At 73.4% G+C, this 21,880-nt stretch carries 17 protein-coding genes and 1 pseudogene; 4 read left to right on the top strand and 14 right to left on the bottom strand.

Annotated features, from left to right (window positions below):
- Positions 1 to 3 precede the first annotated feature (3 nt).
- Positions 4 to 675, bottom strand: coding sequence for a hypothetical protein (locus tag OH807_RS41215; protein ID WP_406192000.1), 672 nt, complete (start codon positions 673 to 675; stop codon positions 4 to 6).
- A 196-nt stretch (positions 676 to 871) separates the two neighbouring features.
- Between OH807_RS41215 and OH807_RS41210 the strand changes: the two genes are divergently transcribed.
- Positions 872 to 1,033 carry a hypothetical protein gene (locus OH807_RS41210; protein WP_406192003.1) on the top strand — a complete coding sequence of 54 codons (162 nt, stop codon included), beginning with the start codon at positions 872 to 874 and terminating at the stop codon, positions 1,031 to 1,033.
- 264 nt (positions 1,034 to 1,297) lie between these two features.
- Here the strand turns inward: OH807_RS41210 and OH807_RS41205 are convergent, their stop codons facing one another.
- The 7 genes and pseudogenes from OH807_RS41205 to OH807_RS41175 form a co-directional block, all read right to left on the bottom strand.
- Entirely contained in the window at positions 1,298 to 2,329 is a 1,032-nt protein-coding gene (locus OH807_RS41205) for a hypothetical protein (protein WP_406192006.1), read from the bottom strand.
- Between the two features lie 53 nt (positions 2,330 to 2,382).
- Entirely contained in the window at positions 2,383 to 3,138 is a 756-nt protein-coding gene (locus tag OH807_RS41200) for an AAA family ATPase (protein WP_406192009.1), read from the bottom strand.
- Positions 3,135 to 4,688 carry a Mu transposase C-terminal domain-containing protein gene (locus tag OH807_RS41195; protein ID WP_406210609.1) on the bottom strand — a complete coding sequence of 518 codons (1,554 nt, stop codon included), beginning with the start codon at positions 4,686 to 4,688 and terminating at the stop codon, positions 3,135 to 3,137. The genes OH807_RS41200 and OH807_RS41195 overlap by 4 nt, the downstream gene beginning before the upstream one ends.
- Before the next feature lie 215 nt (positions 4,689 to 4,903).
- Positions 4,904 to 6,145, bottom strand: a complete 1,242-nt coding sequence (locus OH807_RS41190) for an AAA family ATPase (RefSeq protein ID WP_406192012.1) — start codon at positions 6,143 to 6,145, stop codon at positions 4,904 to 4,906.
- 245 nt (positions 6,146 to 6,390) lie between these two features.
- Positions 6,391 to 7,119, bottom strand: a pseudogene (locus OH807_RS41185) (IS110 family transposase); the annotation flags it as partial.
- A gap of 1,626 nt (positions 7,120 to 8,745) precedes the next feature.
- Complete coding sequence (locus tag OH807_RS41180; protein ID WP_406192015.1) at positions 8,746 to 9,297, bottom strand: HNH endonuclease; 552 nt, start codon at positions 9,295 to 9,297, stop codon at positions 8,746 to 8,748.
- Positions 9,298 to 10,396: 1,099 nt separating this feature from the next.
- Positions 10,397 to 10,888 (bottom strand): Imm21 family immunity protein, encoded by a 492-nt coding sequence (locus OH807_RS41175; RefSeq protein WP_406192018.1) that lies wholly within the window; start codon positions 10,886 to 10,888, stop codon positions 10,397 to 10,399.
- 707 nt (positions 10,889 to 11,595) lie between these two features.
- On the opposite strand from OH807_RS41175, the gene OH807_RS41170 reads away from it, so the two are divergent.
- Positions 11,596 to 12,048 (top strand): hypothetical protein, encoded by a 453-nt coding sequence (locus OH807_RS41170; RefSeq protein WP_406192021.1) that lies wholly within the window; start codon positions 11,596 to 11,598, stop codon positions 12,046 to 12,048.
- Between the two features lie 548 nt (positions 12,049 to 12,596).
- Here the strand turns inward: OH807_RS41170 and OH807_RS41165 are convergent.
- The 3 genes from OH807_RS41165 to OH807_RS41155 all read right to left on the bottom strand — a co-directional run bounded on the left by OH807_RS41165 (position 12,597) and on the right by OH807_RS41155 (position 14,837).
- On the bottom strand, positions 12,597 to 12,794 hold the full coding sequence (locus OH807_RS41165) for a pRL2-19 (protein ID WP_406192024.1): 198 nt from the start codon (positions 12,792 to 12,794) through the stop codon (positions 12,597 to 12,599).
- A gap of 274 nt (positions 12,795 to 13,068) precedes the next feature.
- Positions 13,069 to 13,383 (bottom strand): hypothetical protein, encoded by a 315-nt coding sequence (locus OH807_RS41160; RefSeq protein ID WP_406192028.1) that lies wholly within the window; start codon positions 13,381 to 13,383, stop codon positions 13,069 to 13,071.
- A 761-nt stretch (positions 13,384 to 14,144) separates the two neighbouring features.
- Positions 14,145 to 14,837: a DUF6882 domain-containing protein gene (locus tag OH807_RS41155; protein WP_406192031.1), complete on the bottom strand. Its 693-nt coding sequence runs from the start codon at positions 14,835 to 14,837 to the stop codon at positions 14,145 to 14,147.
- Between the two features lie 303 nt (positions 14,838 to 15,140).
- Between OH807_RS41155 and OH807_RS41150 the strand changes: the two genes are divergently transcribed.
- On the top strand, positions 15,141 to 15,707 hold the full coding sequence (locus tag OH807_RS41150) for an SMI1/KNR4 family protein (protein WP_406192034.1): 567 nt from the start codon (positions 15,141 to 15,143) through the stop codon (positions 15,705 to 15,707).
- Between the two features lie 325 nt (positions 15,708 to 16,032).
- Here the strand turns inward: OH807_RS41150 and OH807_RS41145 are convergent, their stop codons facing one another.
- The 3 genes from OH807_RS41145 to OH807_RS41135 form a co-directional block, all read right to left on the bottom strand.
- A complete protein-coding gene (locus OH807_RS41145) occupies positions 16,033 to 16,371 on the bottom strand; it encodes a hypothetical protein (protein WP_406192037.1) in 339 nt (112 codons plus the stop codon).
- Between the two features lie 635 nt (positions 16,372 to 17,006).
- Positions 17,007 to 17,837, bottom strand: coding sequence for a MerR family transcriptional regulator (locus tag OH807_RS41140; RefSeq protein WP_406210605.1), 831 nt, complete (start codon positions 17,835 to 17,837; stop codon positions 17,007 to 17,009).
- Between the two features lie 856 nt (positions 17,838 to 18,693).
- Complete coding sequence (locus OH807_RS41135) at positions 18,694 to 19,728, bottom strand: DUF6192 family protein (RefSeq protein WP_406210602.1); 1,035 nt, start codon at positions 19,726 to 19,728, stop codon at positions 18,694 to 18,696.
- A gap of 413 nt (positions 19,729 to 20,141) precedes the next feature.
- Between OH807_RS41135 and OH807_RS41130 the strand changes: the two genes are divergently transcribed.
- Complete coding sequence (locus OH807_RS41130) at positions 20,142 to 21,740, top strand: hypothetical protein (RefSeq protein WP_406210599.1); 1,599 nt, start codon at positions 20,142 to 20,144, stop codon at positions 21,738 to 21,740.
- Positions 21,741 to 21,880 lie beyond the last annotated feature (140 nt).

Below are 21,880 nucleotides of genomic sequence, written 5' to 3'. Positions count from 1 at the left end.
AGGTCACTCCCCCTTCTGTGACTCGGCGGCCTGCTTGAGCTCTTCGGCGACGCGGATCGTGCCCTGGTATCGCTCCAACGCGGTCCCCAGTTCGCCGACCGCGTCGAGTACGGCCTTCTCCTCCTCGGTGCCAGCGACGGAGGGGGCGAGGCCGTCGGCCTGGCGGAGCACCTCCTTCACCGTCTTCAGCAGCGGTTCAGCCTGGTTGGCCGCCATCGCCTGGCCCATGGCGAGCACCGGGATGTAGAGCCTGGCCAGCAGTTGGCTCCGCTCGTCGGTGGTGGTCATCGCCAGTGCGATCACCCGCTTCTCCAGGCTGAAGGCGGCCAGGCGCAGCGGGGTCCGCCCGTCGGCGTTGCGACTGTCCAGCCCGTAGTACGGGGTGATGGTGACTACCGGTCCGTTCGCACGGACCTGCCGGGACAGCACGGCCTGCGACAGGCCGACCTCCGGCGCGATCACCGACCACTTCATGTCTTTGCCCCGGCAGTCCCAGACCGCTTCGCGCAGCGCCCAGCCCGCGTACGGCTGGATCAGCAGCGCGAGGGCCTTCGCCTGCTCCAGCGGGTCCTCCAGTGCTTGGGCGCGCTGCGCCTCCTCGGCGATCCGCCCGAGCAGAAACCGCGTGTGGCTCGGCCCTTCGCTCAGGAGTTCGCTGTCTTCGCCGTCCGCCATCTTCCGCACCTCCCCGTTTAACTTCAAAGTCGGTATTAAAGGTTTTCCCCAGAGTATCACCGTGAGTGCATGGCTCGCCACCGCTTCACCAGGACGGGGACGAGCGCGCCGTGCGCAAGGCGGATCCGGCCTTGTCGGTGCCGTGCGGGACAGTGATCAGTTACCAGCACTGCTACCGGCGGGGGAGGTGAAGAACATGACGAAGAACCAGAAGGCGCTGCTCGCGCTGGGCGCGCTGATCGTCGTCGACCAGCTGCTCGGTGGCGCGATCCGCCGCCAGGCCCGCTCGGCCGGCGTCACCAGCGTGCAGCTCGCGGCACTGACCGCGTGCATCGCGCTGGCGGTGAGCAATGCCTGACCTGGGCCCCTACGCGGCGCCGGCCTCCGGGCAGTGCGCCGGGCACCCGCCGCAGCAGCACCGGGCCACCCGCCGCACCACCGCCTCGCGGGCGCGCCGCATGCGGACGGCACCGACCCCGTTCGCGATACCCGAGACGACGTGGCCGATGTCGCAGACCGCGCGGCAAGGTGGTCGCTCCCTGCAGGTGCTGGCCCCGCTCCGAGTCGACGTCCAGCGGGATTCGGCGTCGGCGTACGTCCTCCCCTGGGCACCCCCGGTGGGTCAGAAACCGATGCCGATCCCGCACGCGGCGGCCACGGCGCTCGGACGGTCCGCGCGGAGTGTGGTGAACAACCGCGCGTCCGCTGCGGCGCCTTCCAGACGACGGTGTTGCGCTGCGGCGAGCAGGTGAGGCCGCAGCCGGGCGGGGACGCGGAAGGCCTCCGTCGTGGCGGAGCGGCCGATGCGTCCCGGGCCGCACGTGACCGACGTCGGCAGGGCCAGTTCGTCGCCGCCGGGGGTGAGGTCCTTCAGTTGCGCGCCGCGCAGACGGTGCGCTGAAGCGCCGGTGATCCAGGCCGCGACAAGTGCCCCGGCCTGGACCGGATGTGCGGCATGGCGGCGGATCCGATCCAACACCACTGCCGGAGGCAGCCCGGCGACGGGTACGTCCCACCCCGGGATCAGGACCCGGCCCTGGGTGCGGGGCAGCGTCTGGCCGCCCAACGTGCGGGCGCCGGGTTCTTTGAAGGCGTCGCGGGCGGCGTCGAGGGTGTCGACGACCCGGTTGTCGAGGCTGCTCAACAGGTTTTCCAGGTCGCGTCCCAAGGCGGGTGCGTGCCGGACCAGGGTCAGGGCGGCACCGGTGGCGGCGTGCAGATCCAGCAGGTAGTGCAGGTTGATGCGCAGGTGAGAACGCAGCACGATCACGTGCTGGACAGCCTCCGCCCACATCCACGCCCGTACCGCGTGCTCCGCCTGCGCCTCCTGGGCCAGTCCCTGCGCCCGCAGGCCGACCACCGAGCGGCCAAGAGCGGTGAGGTGGTCGTGGAGAAGGACCGCGGTGCGGGCCGTGCCCACGGTGGGATGGACGGTGATACGGCCGACCCGGGGCCGATGGGCGGCCAGTGCGGCAGCGGTGAACCGGGCATCGTCGCCACGGTCGAGGACCACCGTCACCGGCGGCAGGGCGCGCCGCTCCGCCTCCGGCAGAACCGTGACAGGGTTCAGCAGCAGGTCGACGGCCAGGAAGCGCGCCGTCATGGCGAGCGGTCCGGCAGGCGACTCGGAGCGGGCACGGGCGTTGTCGTCCACGGCCGTGGGCTCCTCCAGGTCGCCGGCACCGCGCGTGGGAGGAGGGCGGTGGTTCACAGTCGGCTGAACGCCCAACCGAGGACCTCGCGGTCCACCCGCTGCCGGCCGGTGCGCTCCAGACCGAGGCGCACGTGGGCGGTCAGCTGGGCCCAGGCGCGGAAGTTGCCGTGGGTGGCGTGCTGGTCGGCGAAGGCGATGTCGGCCGGGTCGGTGTCGGCCCACACCGGGTGGAACAGCGGGATGACCGAACCGACTTCCTCGGGCGTGAGGCGGGAGAAGTGCTGCCAGATAAAGATGCGCGAGGAGAGCATCGGTTCGCGGCGCAGGACCTGGTGGCAGCCTTCGCCGCCGACGAAGACGATGGCGAGCCGGGTGTAGGGGTCGTCCCAGAGGTAGCGGAAGTACTCGAAGGCCTCGCCGCTGAGCCACTGGGCTTCGTCGACGACGAGGGTGCGGGGTTTGAGGGCGAGGGCTTCGCGCAGCAGGGCGTCGAACTCGCTGGGGCCGCGGGGCGGGGTGCCGGGCAGGTCGAGGGCTGCGAAGAGTTCGTGGCGCACGGCGCGGGGGGTGGGGCGTACGCGAAAGGTGATGCGGCGGATGTCCTCGGTGGGGTCGAGGTCGCGCAGGCAGGTGTTGACGGCGAGGGTCTTGCCGAAGCCGGCGCCGCCGTGGACACACATCATCGCGCGGGCGTTGATCGTGTCGGCGAGGTTGTCGCGGGCAGCGAGCAGGGCGCGGGTGGTGACGACCTGGGCGCCGGGCAGGCTCAGGTACTGGTCGCTCGCCTGGGGTGGCAGGAGTCCGGTCATGGGGTCTGCTTTCCGGTCGGGTCCGTGGCGGGGCGGGTGGTGGTGAGTAGGCCGGGCGGGGTGTTCCAGTGCCCGGGTGGGGCGGTCGGCGGGATCAGGTCGGGCCGGGCGAGGTCGGTCAGGTCGGTGTGAGTGGAGGCGGCCAGTTCGAGACCGGCCTCCGTGGCGGTCAGCCCGCCGATCGCCCGGGGCGCCTCGGGTGCGGTGGCGGCGGCGTGGCGTTCGTTGCGGGCGCGCTGGGCGTGATCCAGGTCCTTGGCGAGCCGTCGTACACGGGCGGCACGGGTGCGGCGCACCGCCGCGATCTGCTCGCGGGTGGCTTCGTCGGCGAGGTGGGCGGTGGCCAGGTGGCGGCCGGTGGCGGGATCGAAGAGTTCGATCTCGTGCCGGTGGTGGGGCATATGGCGCACGCCCACCCGGGTTCCGGCGCGGCCGGTCATCCACGGGGAGACGTAGAAACGGCCCTTGAACTTCACCCCGCGGGTGGTGACCGGGCGGGGCCCGGCCCGATCGTCCTCGAGAGTGAAGGACCACAGATCGGCTGGCGGGATGTCCCGTACCGGCGTGGGGTCCTCCTGCCACGCACCGGCGGGGGTCTTCCCGCGCAGCGGAGCCGGGCGGTGTTCGGTGTTCCACCACGCCACCCAGGTGAGCAGGCCCGCGGTGAACTCCTCGAACGACAGCAGAGCGCTTTGGTCGACCGGCCGGGGCCTGCCTCCCGGGCGGGGCTGGTGGGCGTAGCCGGGCAGCGCGGCCAGGTACATCCGTTCCACCGAGCGGTTCAGCCCCTCCACCGTGCCCTTCAGGTGGGGCGTGTAGGCGGGCAGGGGCTCGACGGTGACGGCCAGCGCGCCGAACGCCGCCGTCACCGTACGGGAGAGGAAATCCTTGCCGCGGTCGATCCGCACCTTCTCCGGCAGGCCACCCACCGGCCCGTAAGGGCCGGTGCGCAGCACCGCCGAACGCAGGGCCACGAGGACCGACTCACGGGAGGGATAGCCCGGTGTGACCGCCACGCCCGCGATCGCGTCCGTCGCGCAGTCGACGAACCAGGTGATCCACGGCCTGCGCTCCTGTCCGTCCACGAGCACGAGAACGGGCGCCTGAACGTGGTCCGTTTCCCACACCTGATTGCGGTGCCCGCGAGGCCGGGTCAGGAACACATCGTGCTTGCGGGCCGCGCGCTCCCCCGCCGTCAGCCCCGCCCGCTCCCCCGCGCTCAGGTCCCGCTGGATCGCCCGGTGCAGGGTCGGCAGCGACGGGGGTGCGGTGGGTGGCTGCTGTCGGGCGGCCCTGGCGGCGAGCTCGCGGTGCACCGCCGCGACATTGCCTTTCCAAAGGGCCAGCAGGTGGCGGACCTCCGGCGTGACGGTGAACCGGGTACTGCTCTGGGCACGGGAGCCGGGTTCACGGGCCGCAGCCGGATCCCGTCCGGCGGCGGCCAGCCACCGCCACACCGTGCGCTCCGTCACCTCCAGGCACTGCGCGACCGTCCGAACCTGCCCCGTCGTCAGGGCGCCCTCCTCCCGCAGCGCCAGCAGGCGGCGCAGTGCCGGACCGCGCAACGCGACCAGGGATGCCTCGGGCAGGACAGCATCGGCCGGCCGGTCAACAGCGACGGTGTCATCGGGGACGGGTACGGGCTCTGGTGGATCGATCACGTTCTCCTGCCTTCCTCGAGTCGTTGGCACCACCGCGCGGTGGCCATCCGGCGTTCCGGTGCCGGGCAGCTGTCGCTGCCGGTTTCATCGCGAGGGCGGGGCCGTCACACCGGTCCGGTGAGGCGGGCGCAGACTCTCTCAAGCAGCGGGCGGTCGACCACCGCGCGGGCCTGGCCGTAGACCTCCGCAGTCAGATGCGAGGTGACCTTCGCCCAGGCGCGGAAGTTGCCGTGCCCGATGTGCTCGTCCACCCACGCCATGTCCACAGATGCCACCTGCCCCCATAGCGGGTGGAACGCCTCCATCACCGGCCCCACCTCCGCCTGGGCCAGACGCGGCACCAGCTCCCAGGTCAGCACCCGTGATGCCAGCGCCGGCACCCTGCGCAGGGCGCGCTCGGCCCCCGCGCCGGCGAAGAGCAGCGCGACGTCCGTGTCCGGGTGGTCCCACAGCTGCCGCAGGAACTCCAGCGCCGGAACAGGCAGACGCTGCGCCTCGTCCAGGACCAGGACCCTGGGCCGGCGCAGCGCGTCCAGGAGCATCAGGTCCGCCGCACCGGTTGCGTGCGGCAGCCGCTTCAACTCCAACGCGTCGGCCAGCACCCGGCGCAGCTCCGGCACCGACGGGTGCACCCCGACATGGACCCTACGGACCCGGACCGGTTCCGGCAGCTGGGACAGGGCGTACTGCAAAGCCACCGTCTTGCCGTGCCCGGCGTCCCCGTACAGGCACGCCACCGCGCCCACCGCCGCAGCGTGCGCGACGCGCTGCACCACCGAAGCGACCGAGGGGGTGACGACGACCTGCGCCCCGGGCACCAGAACCGGGACCTTGGCCAGGCGGGTCTGCTCACGCAAAAACACCTGGCCACCCAGACCCACACCGCTCACCGTACCCAGGCCCAGCTCGCTCAGCGGGTCCGGGCGCAGCGGCTCGGCAAGACCCGGCTCCCGCCCGATGATCAGCACCCGCCCCGCCAGGCGGTCACGGCGCACCACCCGGTGCAACGTACCCAGCGGCGGCACGGCGGTGGCCGAGCCGGCGGCGGCAGCGAGCATGCGGCGCCGCAGTTCCGCGACGTTCCCGCCCGCTTCCGCCAGCAGCGACCATGTCTCGTCCGGCATTGCGTAGCCCTGGCGGGCAAGCTTCCTGTCGACCTCACCGGTCGCTTTCGCGGTCGCCAACCATCGCCACACTGTGCGTACCGACACCCCCACCGTGTCGGCCACCGCCCGCATATGACGTGACGTCAGCTCACCAGCCGCCTGCCGCTCCACCAGACGCCGCACAACCAGCTCACGCGGCAACCCCCTGGCCGCACGCCCACCAACGCCCTGCTCTCCCATACCGGCGATCAAAGCCTGGCACCACCAGCACTGGCATCAAATCTCTCGAACCCCAGACAGCACCACCCACGATGAGATAAGGCCCCACGACAGCGATACAGACCGCTGGCCTCTCGCCCCATGACAGTCAGCCTGTCAGCCAGCCACCCACGCCGAAGCAAGCCCGACCAGCAAAAACCTAGGCCACAGACCTCGAAGCGCTACCGACTATCACCACCACTGACACCAAACCGAGAAATCGCAGCCTGGCGGCCCATCGCCTTCTCGACCTGCGGGAGCTGGCGCAGCTGCGGAAGCCGCAGAGCGGCGTGCAGACGCTCGACCTCGGCGTCGATGCCGCGCTGGCGGCCGGCCCGCTTGAGGACGGCCTTCAGCTGGGTGCGGGTGAGCCGGGCCGCCTGCTCAGGGGTCGGAGCGGCGGCCAGCAGAGTGCGGGCCAGCGGCTCGGCGATACCGCCCTTGAGGGCTTCGATGGCGGCGAGGTAGCCGGGGAAGTACTCCCGCAGGTGGGAGCGGAGCTTGTTGCCGGCCTGATTGCGGTCCCAGACCGCGTCCTGCTGGGCGCGAGCCAGGACCGCGACGGCCTGGACGAGCTCGCTGTCGGCCGGCAGCGACCGGTGGGCGTCGGCGTCGGTGCGCAGGATGTTCGCCAAGACCATCGCGTCGAGGTGGTCGGACTTCTTGCGCGAGACACTGTGCCGCTCGCGGTAGCGGGCGGCGGCCATCGGATTGACGGCGTAGACGGGCCTGCCTGTCGCCCGCAGGCAGGCCACCAGCAGGCCGCGGGAAGTCTCGATCGCCACTGGTATTCGGCCGTCGGGGCCGTCACCGTGCTCGGCCAAGAGGTCGAGCAGCTGCTGCACGCCGGCCGCGTCATCACCGATCCGGGCCCGGCCGAGGAGCTTGCCGTCACCGTCGACCACGGCGACGTCGTGGTGGTCGCTGGCCCAGTCGATCCCGCAGAACACCTTCATGGGCGCCTCTCACGTTCTTCTGTCCGATGTGCATATCCGCTGGTCAAAGCCTGCGCGGAGGCACGCGACTCCCTAATGGAAGGGCTCTGGGCCCGTCATCCGATTGGTCGTTCGTGACCCCAGCTGACCGCAGGGGCCTCGGTCTGTGCAGGAGCTCGAAGGCGTCCCGGCGAAGTGAGAGGTGCACCCTGCGAAGGGCTCGGACCACGAGCATTCGATCACCTGCTCGGTTGCGGTTGTGGAGGCGCCGGACGCCAGGGCCCGCCGATCTCTTGCTGGAGGTCAGGGCCTCAGGTGTCTTGCAGGAGTGGCCCCGACGCCGGGCGCCCCCACAACCGCTCTCTTCGGTGGTGATCGGCCGGCACCCGGAGGCCAGCTCTTGCTGTAGGCGTGCCATGGGCCGCCAGGGCGCGCCTTGTAGCTCTACCGAGTGCCGACTGATCACCACCGAAGAGAGGCCGGTGGCCGCGGTCTACAGTGAGGCCTCGTCGGACCGGGACACGTGTAGCGATCCACCGGCTTCGGTCCCCATTAGGTGTCACCGACTCGGGGGTCGAGATGCAAGAGCTGTCAGGGACTTCACCCCCGGCCCCGGAGAGACGGCACGGGGAGCAGCACCACCAGGCCGGTGGCAGGGGGTGAACGCGGGGCCGGGGCGCAGCACCACACCACACCCAGCCCGATCCGGGCGGGATACCGGCCCGGGACCAGGGCGCAGCACGGCACCACCACCCGGCCCTCCAACAGCCACCTGTTCCGCGGGCGGCCTGCGGCCGCGGTGGGGTGCCGGCCTGGCGGCCGGACCGTGGGTGGCCGGGGGCCGGGGGCCGGGGGCCGGGGCCTGGCGGCCCGGCAGCAGGCGCGGGTGCGGGGCCGGGCCTGCGGCACCGGCCGGGGTGTGGGCGGGTCCGTGGTGGTGGCCTACGGGCCCCCTGGCGGGGGCACAGCAGGTGTGGCCGGGGCCTGGTGGTTGTCGGGGCGCGGCGGGGCGGGCCGGGCGGTGTCGGGCGCGGTGGTTGGCCGGGCCGGGCGGCCTGCGGCCCCCCAGGGGCGACGGCACACCCTGGGGTGCCCTCCCGGGATGTGCCCGGCCGCCGCCTGCTGGAGCTGGTGCTCCGGGGAGCAGCGGCAGGCAGGACGTACTCTCCCCGGGGGCCGGGAGCAGCGTGCCGGGGCGGCCGGCTGGCACCAGGCCCGGAGCAGCAGAGCAGCGCGGCGCAGCGGGGCACGGGTCAAGCGACGGGCGGGGCAGCGACTGATGCGCCCCCTGCAGCGGCCTGCCGGACGACCAGGTCTTCCAGGAACGGGGTGGGCGCGGACCGAGACTGGGCCAAGCCAGCGGCCGAAGCCCAGGCCCGGTCCGGGTCGCCAACGCGGAGAAAACCGCAGGACGGGGAGCAGCGTCAGCGGCTGGACCGGGGCCGGAACCGGCAGCACGGCCCGCCGGCCTCTCTCACCCCGCCCGCCGTTTCCTCCCGACAACAACCCAGACCGCCGACACCCCATCTGGTGCAGGCCCCGCACAAAGCCGGCCCATGAAGCGCCCCGAGGAGGTGCAGCGGCCGGGCCCCGGGGCGACGGGAGTCCTGCGGCGAGAGCGCTTGATGGGGATACACAGCTGCGCGGTTATTCTTTCGAAGGTATTTCATCAAGGGGTTGAGCATCCGCCCATCGCCGGACGAATTCTATCCCGGGATCTGTAAACTGATAACTTTCCAACAATGCCACGTTACCCAAGGCCAATTGCGCGCCTTGGTTTATCTGGACAAGATATCCGTCTTGAATTAGATACATCAGATGGATAAAAGAGCCCGCACCGAGCCTGACGTTAATCTTACGCTCTGGTTCGGGGGCCTCCCTCTGGAGAGTTTCAGCACACAAGGCTATGAGACGCCGCTCAAGATCACCGTATCTACCGTTTATGACGGCAAGGTTAGCCTTATACTGACGCAGAGATTTACGGTCAATCTGATCCGGCCCGCTTCCCTTACGGCGATGACAGGTTGGACAAAGGGCTATCAGATTCTCAAACTGGTGCTCCCTCACAGAAGCCCAATCGTCGATGTGCTCGATATCTACCGGATGCTGGCGACAGGTCGGAATAGCGCAGCGGTGACCTGCTTCAACCAGAACACGACGTTTGAGTTCAGCAGGGATCGCGGGACGTCCATCAGGCATGCGCCGCACCCTACGGCCCCTCGCGGCAGTCCGGCAGCCCCCAGAACCCGGCCCGGCCACAACGAGCGGGCAGGGCCGGGGCCGGGCGGACCGGACGGCGACCACACCGGCACTGCGGCACCGGCCACTGCCGCAGCGGGCTCCGCCGGGGCGCAGCCGGGCAGCGGCGGGGCGCGGCGCGCGGCGCAGCCGGCCCCCACCACCTCCTGGCCCAGCGCGGGCGGCCGCGAAGGGGGTGCCGGCCTGACGGCCGGACCGGGGGCCGACGGGGGCCGGGGCCTGACGGCCGGACCGGGGGTGGCGGGGGCCGGGGCCTGCGGCACCGGGACGGTGGTGGCAGGGCCGTGGCAGGGCCGTGGCAGGACCCGTGGGCGCGGGGCGGCGACGTCCTGGCGGCAGACAGGCAGACGGCGGGCGGGAGCGGGCCCCGGGACGGCGGCCAGGCACAGCTGCCCGACACCGGACACGGCGCAGCAGCGGGCCGGCGGACCGGCCCGGGCGGATGGCCGGCGGCCCGGACGGGGCCGGCGGCCGAGGCCGCCCGACACCGACGGCACGGCGCAGCGGCAACACGGCCGCGAACCGGACACGACCACCACGGCCAGGCGCAGCGGACCGGGGCCGCGGCCGGCGGGCGGGGCCGGCGGCTCCCGGGCGGGGCCGGGCGCGGGGCACCGCGGCCCCCTGTCGCAGGGGACTGTCGCGGCCCGCCCACACACGGGGGAACGGGCCCTGCCCCGCACGTCAGCGGCGCGACAGCACCCCCCAGCGCGACAGGGCACACGACAGTCCACCAACGGGCCCGGCCGCCGGGAGCCAGGCGCAGCAGTCCGGGAACAGCGGGCACCCACCATCGCGGCCACCAAGGCCAGGCGCAGCACACCGGGGCCGGGGCCGGCGGGCGGGCGCGGGGCCGGCTACTCCTGGCGGGCAGCAGCCCGGCCACCACCGCCCCGAGCACCCCGGACCGGCAGCGGCGGGCAGGCGCAGCAGGCGGCGGGCCCGGCAGGACGGCCAGGCACAGCGCACCGGGGCCGGGCCGGGAGCCGGGGCCCGGCAGCGGCGGCCATCCCTGCTCGCGGTACCGGGTGGCGGCTGATCAGCCGAGCGGGAGCAGGCGTTCCAGGTAGTACTCGGACTCGGGGTCGGGCTGGATGAGCAGCGACTGGAGCAGATAGCGCCCGGCGGGGATCGTGACCCGGAGGAGCTCCGGCGGATCGGCGTGGTCGAGCCCGCGGATGTGCTCGCCGTCGTAGCCGGCGTCGGTCAGCACGTATCGGCCGCCGAGCTCGACCGTGACCACGTCCTCCCAGGCGCCGCAGGCCAGCGCCGTATCGACGCCGGAGAGCAGCGAGCGGTCGTCGTCGGCGGACGACCAGCGGGCGAAGACGAGGGCGTACGCGATCCAGGTCACCGGCAGCGGCTCGCCGCCGAGGATCACCACGTCGTGGCCCTCGAAGCGCAGGGCCGTCGCGTACTCGCCGCACGCGTCGTACGCCTCCTCCCCGGTCCACCGGGGCACCAGGTGTTCGGGGAGGAGGGCGTAGCGCGCGAAGTCGGTACGGTCGAGCCAGGTCAGCGCAGCGGTCATCCGGTCATGATGCCAACACAGCCCGCTGCCGGACCGGAGCCGGGAGCCGGGAACGGCGGCCAGGGGGCCGGCGGACGCGGTGACGGTGACAGGAGCCGGGAACGGCGGGCAGCGCCGGGCGGGGCAGCGGCGCGGGGCGGGCAGCGGGGCAGGGCGCAACGCGGGGCGGGGCGGGGCGCAGCCGGGCACCACCACCTCCTGGCCCTCCAGCTCCTCCTGGCCCTCCACGCGCGGGCGGCCTGCGGCCGCGAAGGGGGTGCCGGCCCGGCGGCCGCACCCGGTGGGTGGCCAGGGGCCGGACCGGGGGTGGCCGGGGCGCCGGGGCCTGACGGCCCGGCAAGGAGGCCGGCGGCGGGCCCGGGCGCCTGCGGCACCGGGGGCGGTGGCGGGCGGGCCGGTGGCAGGCGGTGGTGGCCTACGGCCCCCCGGGACCGGTACCACCCGACCGACCGGCAACACCGCCCCCGCCGAACCACCCACCATCCCGGCCACCACGGCCAGGCGCAGCGGACCGGGGACCGGGGGCGGGCGCCGGGCCGGCTGCTCCTGGCGGCGGGCAGCGGACTGACCCGTCTCACCGAAGGTTGACCAGTCTCACCGAAGTTTGACCGCTTGCCGGACGGACGGCCCCGACCGAAGTTCGTCAGGCGTCCCCCGCTGACGATTGGCCTCCGGCCAGGTAGGCAGTTCCGTGCGAGACTTCGCCGGTGCTGCTGACCTGGATCGCCGAACTGGCCGACGAACCCCTGGCCCTCGAGCCCGCCGACCGTCCGGTGGAGTGGGAGACCAACACCTGGTACCTGAACGCCGAGGTGGAGGACCGTCAATCCCTCTCCGTCGCTGAGGTGGCCGCCGCCTTCGAACGGACGGCGGCCGCACTCCGGGCCCGGATCCGCGCCACCGGCTACTCCGGCCCGGCCACCTTCTACGTCTGGCACGACGAGGTGGCAGGCCAACTCCGCTGCTCGACCGGGACGGTGGCCCCGGACGACCTCCCCTTCGGCGGCGCGTACGCAGCCACCACGGATCCCGGTCCGGTCATCGTCCCCTTCCTGGCCGACGACAACCCCGGCGTGATCGCCATCACCGACACGGAGGAGCCGTATGGGCCAGCTGAGCCGATCCCGTTCCCAGTCTGGGTCAGCGCCGTCGGCGCCTGACGTGGCCTCAGATCTGAAACCGGCGGTCAACCTTCGGTGAGACGGGTCACGGACCGCCGCGAGGGCGTGTCCCAGCCCTTTCTCAGACCCGGCCCGAAAACGCTCCCACCTGGGGATACGGCCTGAGACAGTCCTAGCGAAACGGACATACCCGGCGTGCTGAGACACCGGTGGGACAGACCTGGGACAACCCCCACCCACGCCGTCCCAGGCAGGCCAGGCCAGGGCGGCGTGGGGCGGCGACCGCACCGGCGCAGCGGCACCCGGCGCCGCCCCGGCGGGACCTGCGGCAGCACCCCGGCCGGAGTCGAGGAACCGGGCGCGAGGGTGGGGCCGGCCCCACCCGGGCGGGGAGCAGCCGGACGGGGGGCACCGCCGCGCCCCTGTCGCGATGGCTGTCGCAGGCCGCCCACACACGGGGGATCCGGGCCTGGCGCCCACGTCACACACCGCGACAGCACCCCCAACGCGACAACCCCCGCGACAGGGCGTCAACAGCCCCGGCACGGCGTCAACAGCCCCGGCACGGCGGCCGGCGCCGGGTGCGGTCAGGCCGGCGAGAGCCGCACCGTCCCGTCCGGCAGCGGCTCGTAGAGGACGTCCCTGATCGCCCCGTCGACCGCCCGGGTCGAGGTGGTGGGCATGTGCTCGCCGTCGAAGACCAGCTCACCACCCGCAGCGCGGCTCAGAGCCACCAGCAGCTCCTGCGCGTGCCAGTCGGGAGCGATCCGGCGCGGGCCGTACACGTCGTCGCCCCGTACCCGCCAGGCGACCCAGCCCCCTCCCGGCCACGGCCCCGACGACGACCAGGCGCAGCCGGGGCGCGCAGCGCCAACCCGGGAGGCGGGTACGGGGCCCGGGGCCTGCCCGGCGCGGTCGCACCGGGCCGGGCCGGGGGCGCAGCACGGGCGGGCCGGACCGGGGCGCAGCGGCGGTGGCGGTGTCGGTGGGTCCGGAAGGCGGGCCGTCTCGGTGGGGCTGTCGCACCCTTCTCGGAGGAGCGCGACAGGTCCGTCGCTGCTAGCGGAGGCTGTCTTCCGGATCCAGGAACAGGGCGCTGCGGCGGAGGCCGGGAAGGGGCGCGGCCCACTCTTCGCGGGTCGCCTGGGCGAGGGAGGTGTAGCCGCGCTCGCGGATGCGGGCTTCGATCGAGTCGGGAGCCCAGTGGGAGCTCCCGCTGGGGAATGTCCAGCGGTACCGGCTGGTCGTGGTGTCCAGTGCGGTGATGTGCCAGCTTCCGCCGGGTACGGGCCAGGGGCGGGCGATGGCCAGCAGCGGGGCGCCCAGGGTCCGGGCCGATTCCAGTGCGGCTCGGACAGCCTCATCAATGATCAAGGTGTCCTCCTGACTCGGCCAGAACTGGGCGGCCACCTGCCCAACGATCCGGGCGGGCCCGGGGTGCCGTCTCTCTCCCCAGGCGGGCCCGGCCGCCCGCCCCGGGAAACAGCACAACGACCAGGACGACGACCAGGCACAGCCGCACCGGGCCGAAAGCGGCGGCCCGGGCGGGGCAGGGTAGGGCAGGGCAGGGCAGGGCGGACGCCGACTCCACCGGCGCAGCGGCACCCGGCCCCACCCCCGTGGGCTTCGACGGGCCCGCCCCGGCCTGGCCGAGAAACCGGGGCCCGGGGGCCCGGGCCGACCGGGCCGGGCACAGCCGGGGCCGGCGAGCAGGACGTGGCGCGGGGCCCGGCGGCGCGGCGGCGGGCGGGCACCACCACCTCCTGGCCCTCCAGCTCCTCCTGGTCCCCAGCGCGGGCGGCCCACGGCCGCGAAGGGGGTGCCGGCCCGGCGGCCGCACCCGGCGGTGGGTGGCCGGGGCGCCGGGCCCCGGTTTCTCGGCCAGGCCGGGGCGGGCCCGGATGCCTGCGGCTGATGAGAACCCGCGAATTTCCCCGCCCCTGCTCTCGGTTCCCCAGCTTGTTGCCACTTGAAGCAAGTGGGGAAGTTCAGTGGGCGGGGCCGCGGGGGCGCCCGTCCGTTGAGCTTTCGGCTCGGCTCGGCCCGCCCCGTCAAGGGCGCCTTGGGCGTCGCCGGGTCGCTTCGCGCAGCGGCCCGACGACGTTGCTGCCGGTCGTGATCGGCGATGCCGCGATCTAGGCTGAGACCGGTCCGACGTCGACGCCCGAGATCCGGCCGAGTTCGTCGAAGGAGACCACCGCGGTGCCGCCGCCGGGCAGCTGCGCGGTAGTCCGGTCGGCTTCCTCCCGTACCTGGACCCCGTGCAGGGCGAACCAGCCTTCGACCACCCGCCGCGGCGAGCGGGCGAAGAGCTGCGCACCGGTGAGCAGGTGGCGCGGCATGGCGACCGGGTCGAACCCTGCCGGCCGGAGCTGCGGGTCCTGCGGCACGAAGTAGACCCGGCTCCCGGGGCCGGCCTCCTGGCCGAGGTAGCCGGGTGCACCGAGCACCGCCGCGCCGAGGAAGGCCAGCGCCTCCGCGGCATGGCGCGGATCGACGAAGCCGGCCAGGTCCACACTCTCCTGCACCAGCTCGGCGACGCCGTGTCGGCGGCCGAACTCGGCGATCCGCTCACCGGCCGCGACCACCGCGCTGCCGCGCAGCCCAGGGTTGGCCCAGCCCCACAGCCAGGTCTGCTCGTCCGTGTCGTAGCTGCCCAGCAGTCCGACCCGCAGGGTGCGGCCGCCGGACTCGTAGCGGCACTCGTCGAGGTCCGCGGTCCACGGGCCGCCCGGGACGGCCTGGCCGATCAGTTCGAGCTGCTGGGCGCCCCACGCCGCGTGGTACTCGGCGGCGTCCAGGAAGGCGTCGGAGAAAGCAGTGATCATCTGGGCAGCCTAGGGGACGTCGGCCGCAGGCCCGGAGCAGGGCCCTGACCTGAGGTAGTCCCGAGATCAACCCAGGTCAACAGCCACCAGCGACAGGCCCGACCAGGCAGGCCCTGGGAACGGTCTGACTGACGGACAACCCCGGGGATGTGACGTCTCCCCAGGTCAACCGCCCGTAGACGGGGAATCGAGCAGAGCAGTTCTGTCCCACCCCCGAGCACAGGGTGGGGAATATCAACGGTTCTCATCACGCACCCGGACGGTGGTGACAGGGCCGTGGGCGCGGGGCTACATTTCCGCCCCGTGACCGATGCCTCCCGTCGTACCTCCGCAGACGACGACGCGCTTCTGGAGCGCCTGCGTGCTCTCGCGTGGGACGCGGAAAGCGCGGGTGTTACCGGCGGTTGGCTCCCGGGCCAACCGTTTCCTCCGATCACGAGGATCGAGGTCGAGCAGGTGGAGAGGCAGCTCGGGTACGAGCTGCCGCCCCTGCTCCGTCGTATCTACACCGAGATCGGCGACGGGGGGTTCGGCCCGGAAGGCGGCCTCGCCTCATTGACACCACGTCGCATCCCGGAACGGCACCGGCCGGACTGGCCGTGCGCAACCTCCCGGCGCACCCGACATCCGGAGTGGGGGCCGCCGGCGTCATGGCTCTTCCTGACCGGTGGCGGCTGCAGCATGCAGTGGCACGTCTCGTTGATAGCGATCGACAACCCCGTCGTGCTCTGGGACGCCGACGGCTGGGAACCCACCTGGGGCGAGGACCCCCACGACGGCTTGTGCTACGCCGCACCGTCGCTGCGCCAATGGCTGTGGACCTGGGCAGAGGGAGGCGACGTGTGGGACGAAGCACTCAAGATCATTTAAATGCTTCGATCGGATACCCGGGCGGGCCCGGGTGCCGTCTCTCTCCCCAGGCGGGCCCGGCCGCCCGCCCCGGGAAACAGCACAACGACCAGGCGCAGCCGCACCAGGCCGGGCGGGGAGCGGCGGTCGCCCGCACGGCCCCGGAACCGCCCGGGGCCGGCGATCGACGGGCCGCTCCCGGCAGTGGGGAACAGCCCGGCCACCACCACCCCGGTCAGCTCCGGACACGACCGCGAGCCGGGCACAGCCGCCACCCGGGGACGGCAGCCACCCGCACAACCCCCTGAACGCCCGGAACGCGCACCGCTCCCCCGCGGCACATCGGTCAGGAGCCCACGATTTCGCCGATGAGGGCGAGTTTGCGCTCGGGCGAGAGCTGCTCGGCGCGAGCAGCGAACAGGCCGTTCAGGACGGCGGGGACGTCGCAGTCGTCGGGGTCCTGAACAGCTCTGATGACCTGGCAGCGCAGGCCGCCGTCCCGGACGAACACCCACAGCTCCTGACCCTGGCGCGGCTGGCCGCTCTGGTTCGGTGACAGCCGCCCGGCCGGGAGCCAGCCCAGCCCGTCCAAGGTCAGGGTCTCGGCCATCTCCTCCAGGACATATTTGCCGAGCCGCTTGTAGCCGAGCTCCTCGCGCAGCTCGCCAAGGGTGGTCCTGAGCATGCCACCTGCGGCGCGGCACCGATCGACGACCGTGCCGGCACCTGCAGCCCCCGGCCGCCCGGGGCGCGGATCCGTTGAAGCGTTCACGTCCGGACCAACCACGTGGCCGGCAGAAAGGATGTGCCGATTCCCCGGCATGAGCGCGTCCCAATGCCGGGGGCCGGCTGCTCCTGGCAGCAGACAACAGTCCGACCACCGCCACCCCCGACCACGCCGAGCGGGAGACGGCGAGCCGGGCACAGCCGCCACCCGGGCACGGCGACCACCCGCACCGCCCCGAGCACCCCGAACGCCCGGAGCGCGCACCCCTGCCAGGACCGACGGGCGGGCGGCCGACGGGCGGGGCAGCGGGCAGGCGGCGGGCAGCAACCCGGCACCGCCCCGAACACCCGGAACCCGCTGCTCCCCCGCCCGGCTCCCCCGGCGAACCCCCGCACAACATTTCACGACCCACCGAAACAGCCCCCACCCGAGGTAATCCCGGCAAATCAACGAGGAAAACCAGAACGGAAACCGGCGGCATTTACGGCGGCATTCCGACAGGCCGTCAATTCACCGGAACACCCCGCAACGACCCCGGCCCCCGGACCGCCCGCCGAACCCCGACCGGCCGGGGAGGCGGGCGCGGGCACGGCCTACGCGCCAGGGCGCGGGCGGAACGGTACGGCGACGTCGGCCACATGCTCGCCCGGCTCGGCAGTGGCCCAGTTCGGGTAGTACACCTCCCGGTTGGAGGCACCGCGGGCGTGCCCGTGCCCGGCGAGCCACGCGCCGACGGCATCATGGGCGGCGGCCATTGCCGGGTAGCCGTCCTGCCGCTTCGTCAGGGCGGTGTACGCCTCACGGTGTGCGGGCTCGATGCGCGCCCCGATCCGCCCCGTCGGTTCGACCGCGTTCTGTGTCGGTGCGCAGACTTCGACCGGGCCGTCGGAGTCCTCGCTCACCAGGCCGTGGTAGACGGCGAAGAGCGGTCCGGACAGGCACGCACCCGCCTGCCGCAGGTGGGAGAAGAGCAGTTCGGTCGACTCCGCGAGGAAGCCGGGCAGCTCAGCAGCGCTCACGTGGCGCTGGGTGAACAGCACTTTCTGCTCGGGCACGTCGCGCTCGGCGATCTCGTACATGGTCGGGCCCCTTCCGGTCAGGACCTCTCGGACATAGCCCACCGCGTCCCGGCGGGCCTGGTGTGCGGACTCCTGCTCCCGCCAGTACGCGTCGACCAGGCCTGCCGACGTCTCACCGCTCGCGTCGAGCACCATCGCGATCCGCGCCAGCGGCATGCCGGCGGCACGCAGCAGCGCGATGCGGCGGGCCCGCTCGACCTGGATGGGGCCGTAGTGGCGAAACCCCGTCCGGGGGTCGACCCGGGCGGGTGGCAGCAGCCCCCGTTCCCCGTAGAGCCGCAGGGCCTTGGGGCTCAGCCTGGTCCTGGCCGCGAGCTCCCCGACAGTGATCAAGTCCTCTTCCACGCGGCCATCGTGCACCATGCCCCAAGGGAAGACACAAGCCAGGCGGACCAAGAGCAACCAGGGGCCGGCCAGGCTCAGCGGACCAGGGCAGCACCGGTAGCCGCGCACCGGCAGCTCTTTCCCGGCCCGGGACACCCGGCCCCGGGGAGCGGGCAGAACGGCAGCACAACGACCAGGCACAGCAGGCCAGGCGCAGCGCACCGGGGCCGGGGCCGGCGGGCGGAGCGGGGCCGGCTGCTCCTGGCGGCGGCCAGCAGCCCGGCCACCGCCGCCCCCACAGCGCCGAGGACGGCCGCGAGCCGGGCACAGCCGCCGCCCGCACGGCCCCGGAGCGCGCACCGCTCCCCGCCCGGTTCCCCCGGCGAACTCCCGCACGAAATTCACGACCCGCCAAAACGGCCCCGACCCCAGTTAATCCCGGCCGAATCGACGAGGAAAACCAGGACGGAAACCGCGGCGTATCCGGCGGCATTTCCGGCGGCATTTCCGGCGGGCCGCCAATTCGCCGGAACACCCCGCAGCGGCCCCGGCCCCCGGACCGCCCGCCGAACCCCGCCGGGCCCGGGCAGCCGACCACCCACCGTCACCGAAACCAGCCCACCCCGGAGTACCGCCAGACCGCCGGACAAGGCCCGGCCACCCACCCGGATTGGTCTACCGGAGAGCAATCCGGGCACTCGAAACGCCATGAGGTCACACACCAGAACCAGAACCGAGCCAGCGGCCGGGGCCGGCGGCCCGGCGTGGTTCCATCACAACCACCCCGTCACGAAACCCCCAGACAAACCGAGGACGCCCCGGAACGGGCAGGCAGGCAGCGGGAGGGCCGGGCGGGCGAACGGCAAGGGCACGGGGTTCAGCGAGCAGGCGGGGACGTACCGGTGCGGGCGCCCCGACGGGCCTGCCGGGGGCCGGGGTGGGCAACGCGGCGGGCGGGCACGCCGGGACAACAGCGGGCAGCGACACAGCGCCAGCGGGTGCGCAGGCCGGACCGGCAGGCAGGGCGGCGGACCGGGCGGCGGGGCGCGGGCAGGTCGGCGGCCGGGACGGTCACCGGCCGGACCGGAACAACCGACAGCGGGCACGCGACGGGCCCGCGGCGGGCGGCCGGCGGGCAGCGGGCCGGACCGGCAGGCAGGGCGGCGGCGGACCGGGCAACGGGCCGGCCACCCCGGGCGGAGCGGCCGGGGTGGCCTCGACGGCCCCGACCGGGCAACGGGGCGACGGAGCGGCGGGCCGCGGGCGGGCCGGACGGCGGCGCAGCGGCGAACGGGCGGCGGGCCGGAACAGCGGCACAGCAACGGCCCGGCGCCCGGGCACCCGAGCAGGCGCAGGACCCGGCAGGACGACCCGGCAGCCGGGCAACGAGCCACCCCCACGGCACCACGCCGGCCGGGCGGGCAGGACACGAGCCGGACCGGAACAACCGACAGCGCGGGATGGCCGACGGGCCCGCGGCCCGGGAGAGCCAGCGCGGGACGCCGCGGCCGACGGCGGCGACGAACGCGTGGCAGGCGGTGACCAGGTCGAGGAACTCCACCGACCGGTCGATCTGGCGGATCACCGGCGCGAGCGGGTTGGTCTGCTCGAAGTGCTCGCGGGCCTGGCGGCCGCGTTCGACCTGGGCGTGGTTGACCTGGTGCCTGGCCACATCGTCGGCCATTGCCCGGGCCGCGACGTCCGGGCGCCTCAGCAGGCCGGTGGTCACCTCGGCGGCGACGTGGTCGTCGCGGGTGAGCTCCTGGACCACCTTCACCTTGTCGGCCGGGGCGACCCTGGCGACCACCTCGGGCCTGCACAGGAAGGACGGGGCGACGGCGGCGGCGACCTGGTCGTCGCGGGTCAGCTCCTCGACCGCCCGCACCTTGGCCTCCGGCTCGACCTGCGCCATCACCTCCGGTCGCCGGGACGGCGGGTCCACTCGACCTGGACCCCGGGGCCGTACTCCCAGGTGCCCTCCTCCTCGGGAACGTCGCCGCAGGTGGTCGTCGCCGTACAGGACGGTGCCCGGGTCGGCCGCGGTGCCGGTCGTGCAGACCACCGGGTCCGCGACGAACCGGGCGCCGGTCTCGGCCGCGACCCGAAGCTGCGCGGCTTTGGCCTGTGCCTTTCCCGAGTCGTTGGGCTGTCCAAGTGGCGGGCGTCACCGTTCGGAGGCGGCGGACATGCGCCCCGGGGCCGGCCGGGAGGGGATGTGACTGGACGAATCGGAGCCTCTGGAAGGGCAAGACCATGAAGAACTGTCGGGACCTCACTCCCCCAGCAGCGCCCGGGGGGTGGACACGCACCAGCTCCCGCACGGCCGTGTCCACCGCCCTGGCGCTCGCGCTGGCCGGCGTGTCGCTGTGGTGCGCACCCGCCTCCCACGCCGCCAGCGCGGCCGCCCCCGACTACTGCACGATCGACACCTCCACGGGAAAGACCACCATCACCTGCCCCTATGTGAATCCCGGTGACACCGTCCAGGCCGACGACACCGGCGACACCATCACCGTCAACGGCACCAACCACGGCACCGTGCGCGGCGGCGCGGGCAACGACACCATCACCATCACCGGGCAGAACGGCGCCAACGGCACGGCCGGAGGCAACGGATCGAACAGCGGCAGCGGCCAGCCCGGCACCGCGGGCACCGCGGGCGCGGTCGCGAACGCGGGCACCGTCACCGGCGGCACCGGCACAGCCACGATCACCCTGACCGGCGGCAACGGCGGCAACGGCGGCAACGGCGGCGCCGGCGGCAACACCAGCGGCGGCACCCCTGCCGGAAACGGCGGCGACGGCGGCGACGGCGGCAGCGGCGGCACCGCCAACACCGGCCAGGTGAACGGCGCGGCCGCGGGCGGCACCATCACCCTCACCGCGGGCACCGGCGGCAGGGGCGGCAACGGCGGCAGGGGCGGCACCAACAACTGCGGCAACTTCTGTGGCGGACCCAGTGGCACCGGCGGCACCGGCGGCAACGCGGGCACCGGCGGCGACGGGTCCTCCGGTACGGCGGCCACCGTCGCCGTCCAGGCCCCCGCCGCCACCGACATCCGGATCACCGCCGGAAACGGAGGCAACGCAGGCAACGGAGGCATCAGCGGCGGCCGCGGAGGCGACATCGGAGACGTCGGCTCCAGCGGCGACGGCGGCACGGGCAACAACACCGCACTGATCACCGCCCCCGACGCCACGGTCACCACCACCGGCGGCAACGGCGGCAACGGCGGCTCCGGCAGCTTCGGCGTCCTTGGTAGACCATCACGGGGTGGCGCCGGTGGAGTCGGGAACAGCGGTGGCATCACCGCCACCAACGCCAACGCCACCGGCGGCAACGGTGGCAACGGCGGCAACGGCGGTTTCGGCGGCGGTCGTAACCCATCACGGGGTGGCGCCGGTGGAGTCGGGAACAGCGGTGGCATCACCGCCACCAACGCCAACGCCACCGGCGGCAACGGCGGCAACGGCGGTTCCGACAGCGGTCAAAACCCATCACGGGGTGGCGCCGGTGGAGTCGGGAACAGCGGTGGCATCACCGCCACCACGACCGTCACGGCCACCGGCGGCAACGGCGGCAACGGCGGCAGCATCGGCATCAGCGGTGACAACGGCAACGGCGGTGACGGGAACACCGGGCGGATCACCACCGTGGGCACCACCGGAACCCGCACCATGATCACCGGCGGCAACGGCCCCGATTCTCCGTTCAGAAGCCACGGTGGGACCGGGAACGCCGCCACGGGTGTCTTCCAGGGAGGCCCCGGCAACGACACCATCACCGTCAGGGCCGGCACCAGCACCGATCCTGCAAGAGCCGACGCCAACAACGGACGCATCGACGGCGGAGACGGCACCAACACCTGCATCATCGAAGGGCCCAACACCGGAACCATCACCCACTGCACCCTCACCCTCTGAACCCCCACAACCCGCACCCACGTGAGGCCGGGCGGGACGCTGGCACGCGGCCGCCGGGCGCTCTCCGGGCTGTCCGCCGTGCGGGCAGTCGAACGACGAACACGGCCCAGCCAAAGGTCCGGCTGGGCCGCGCGCGGTAC

The sequence above is a fragment of the Kitasatospora sp. NBC_01560 genome, assembly GCF_045208415.1.
Lineage (GTDB): Bacteria > Actinomycetota > Actinomycetes > Streptomycetales > Streptomycetaceae > Kitasatospora.
The sequence above is the reverse complement of the archived record's forward strand: the minus strand, read 5'-3'. Positions and strand labels throughout refer to the sequence as shown.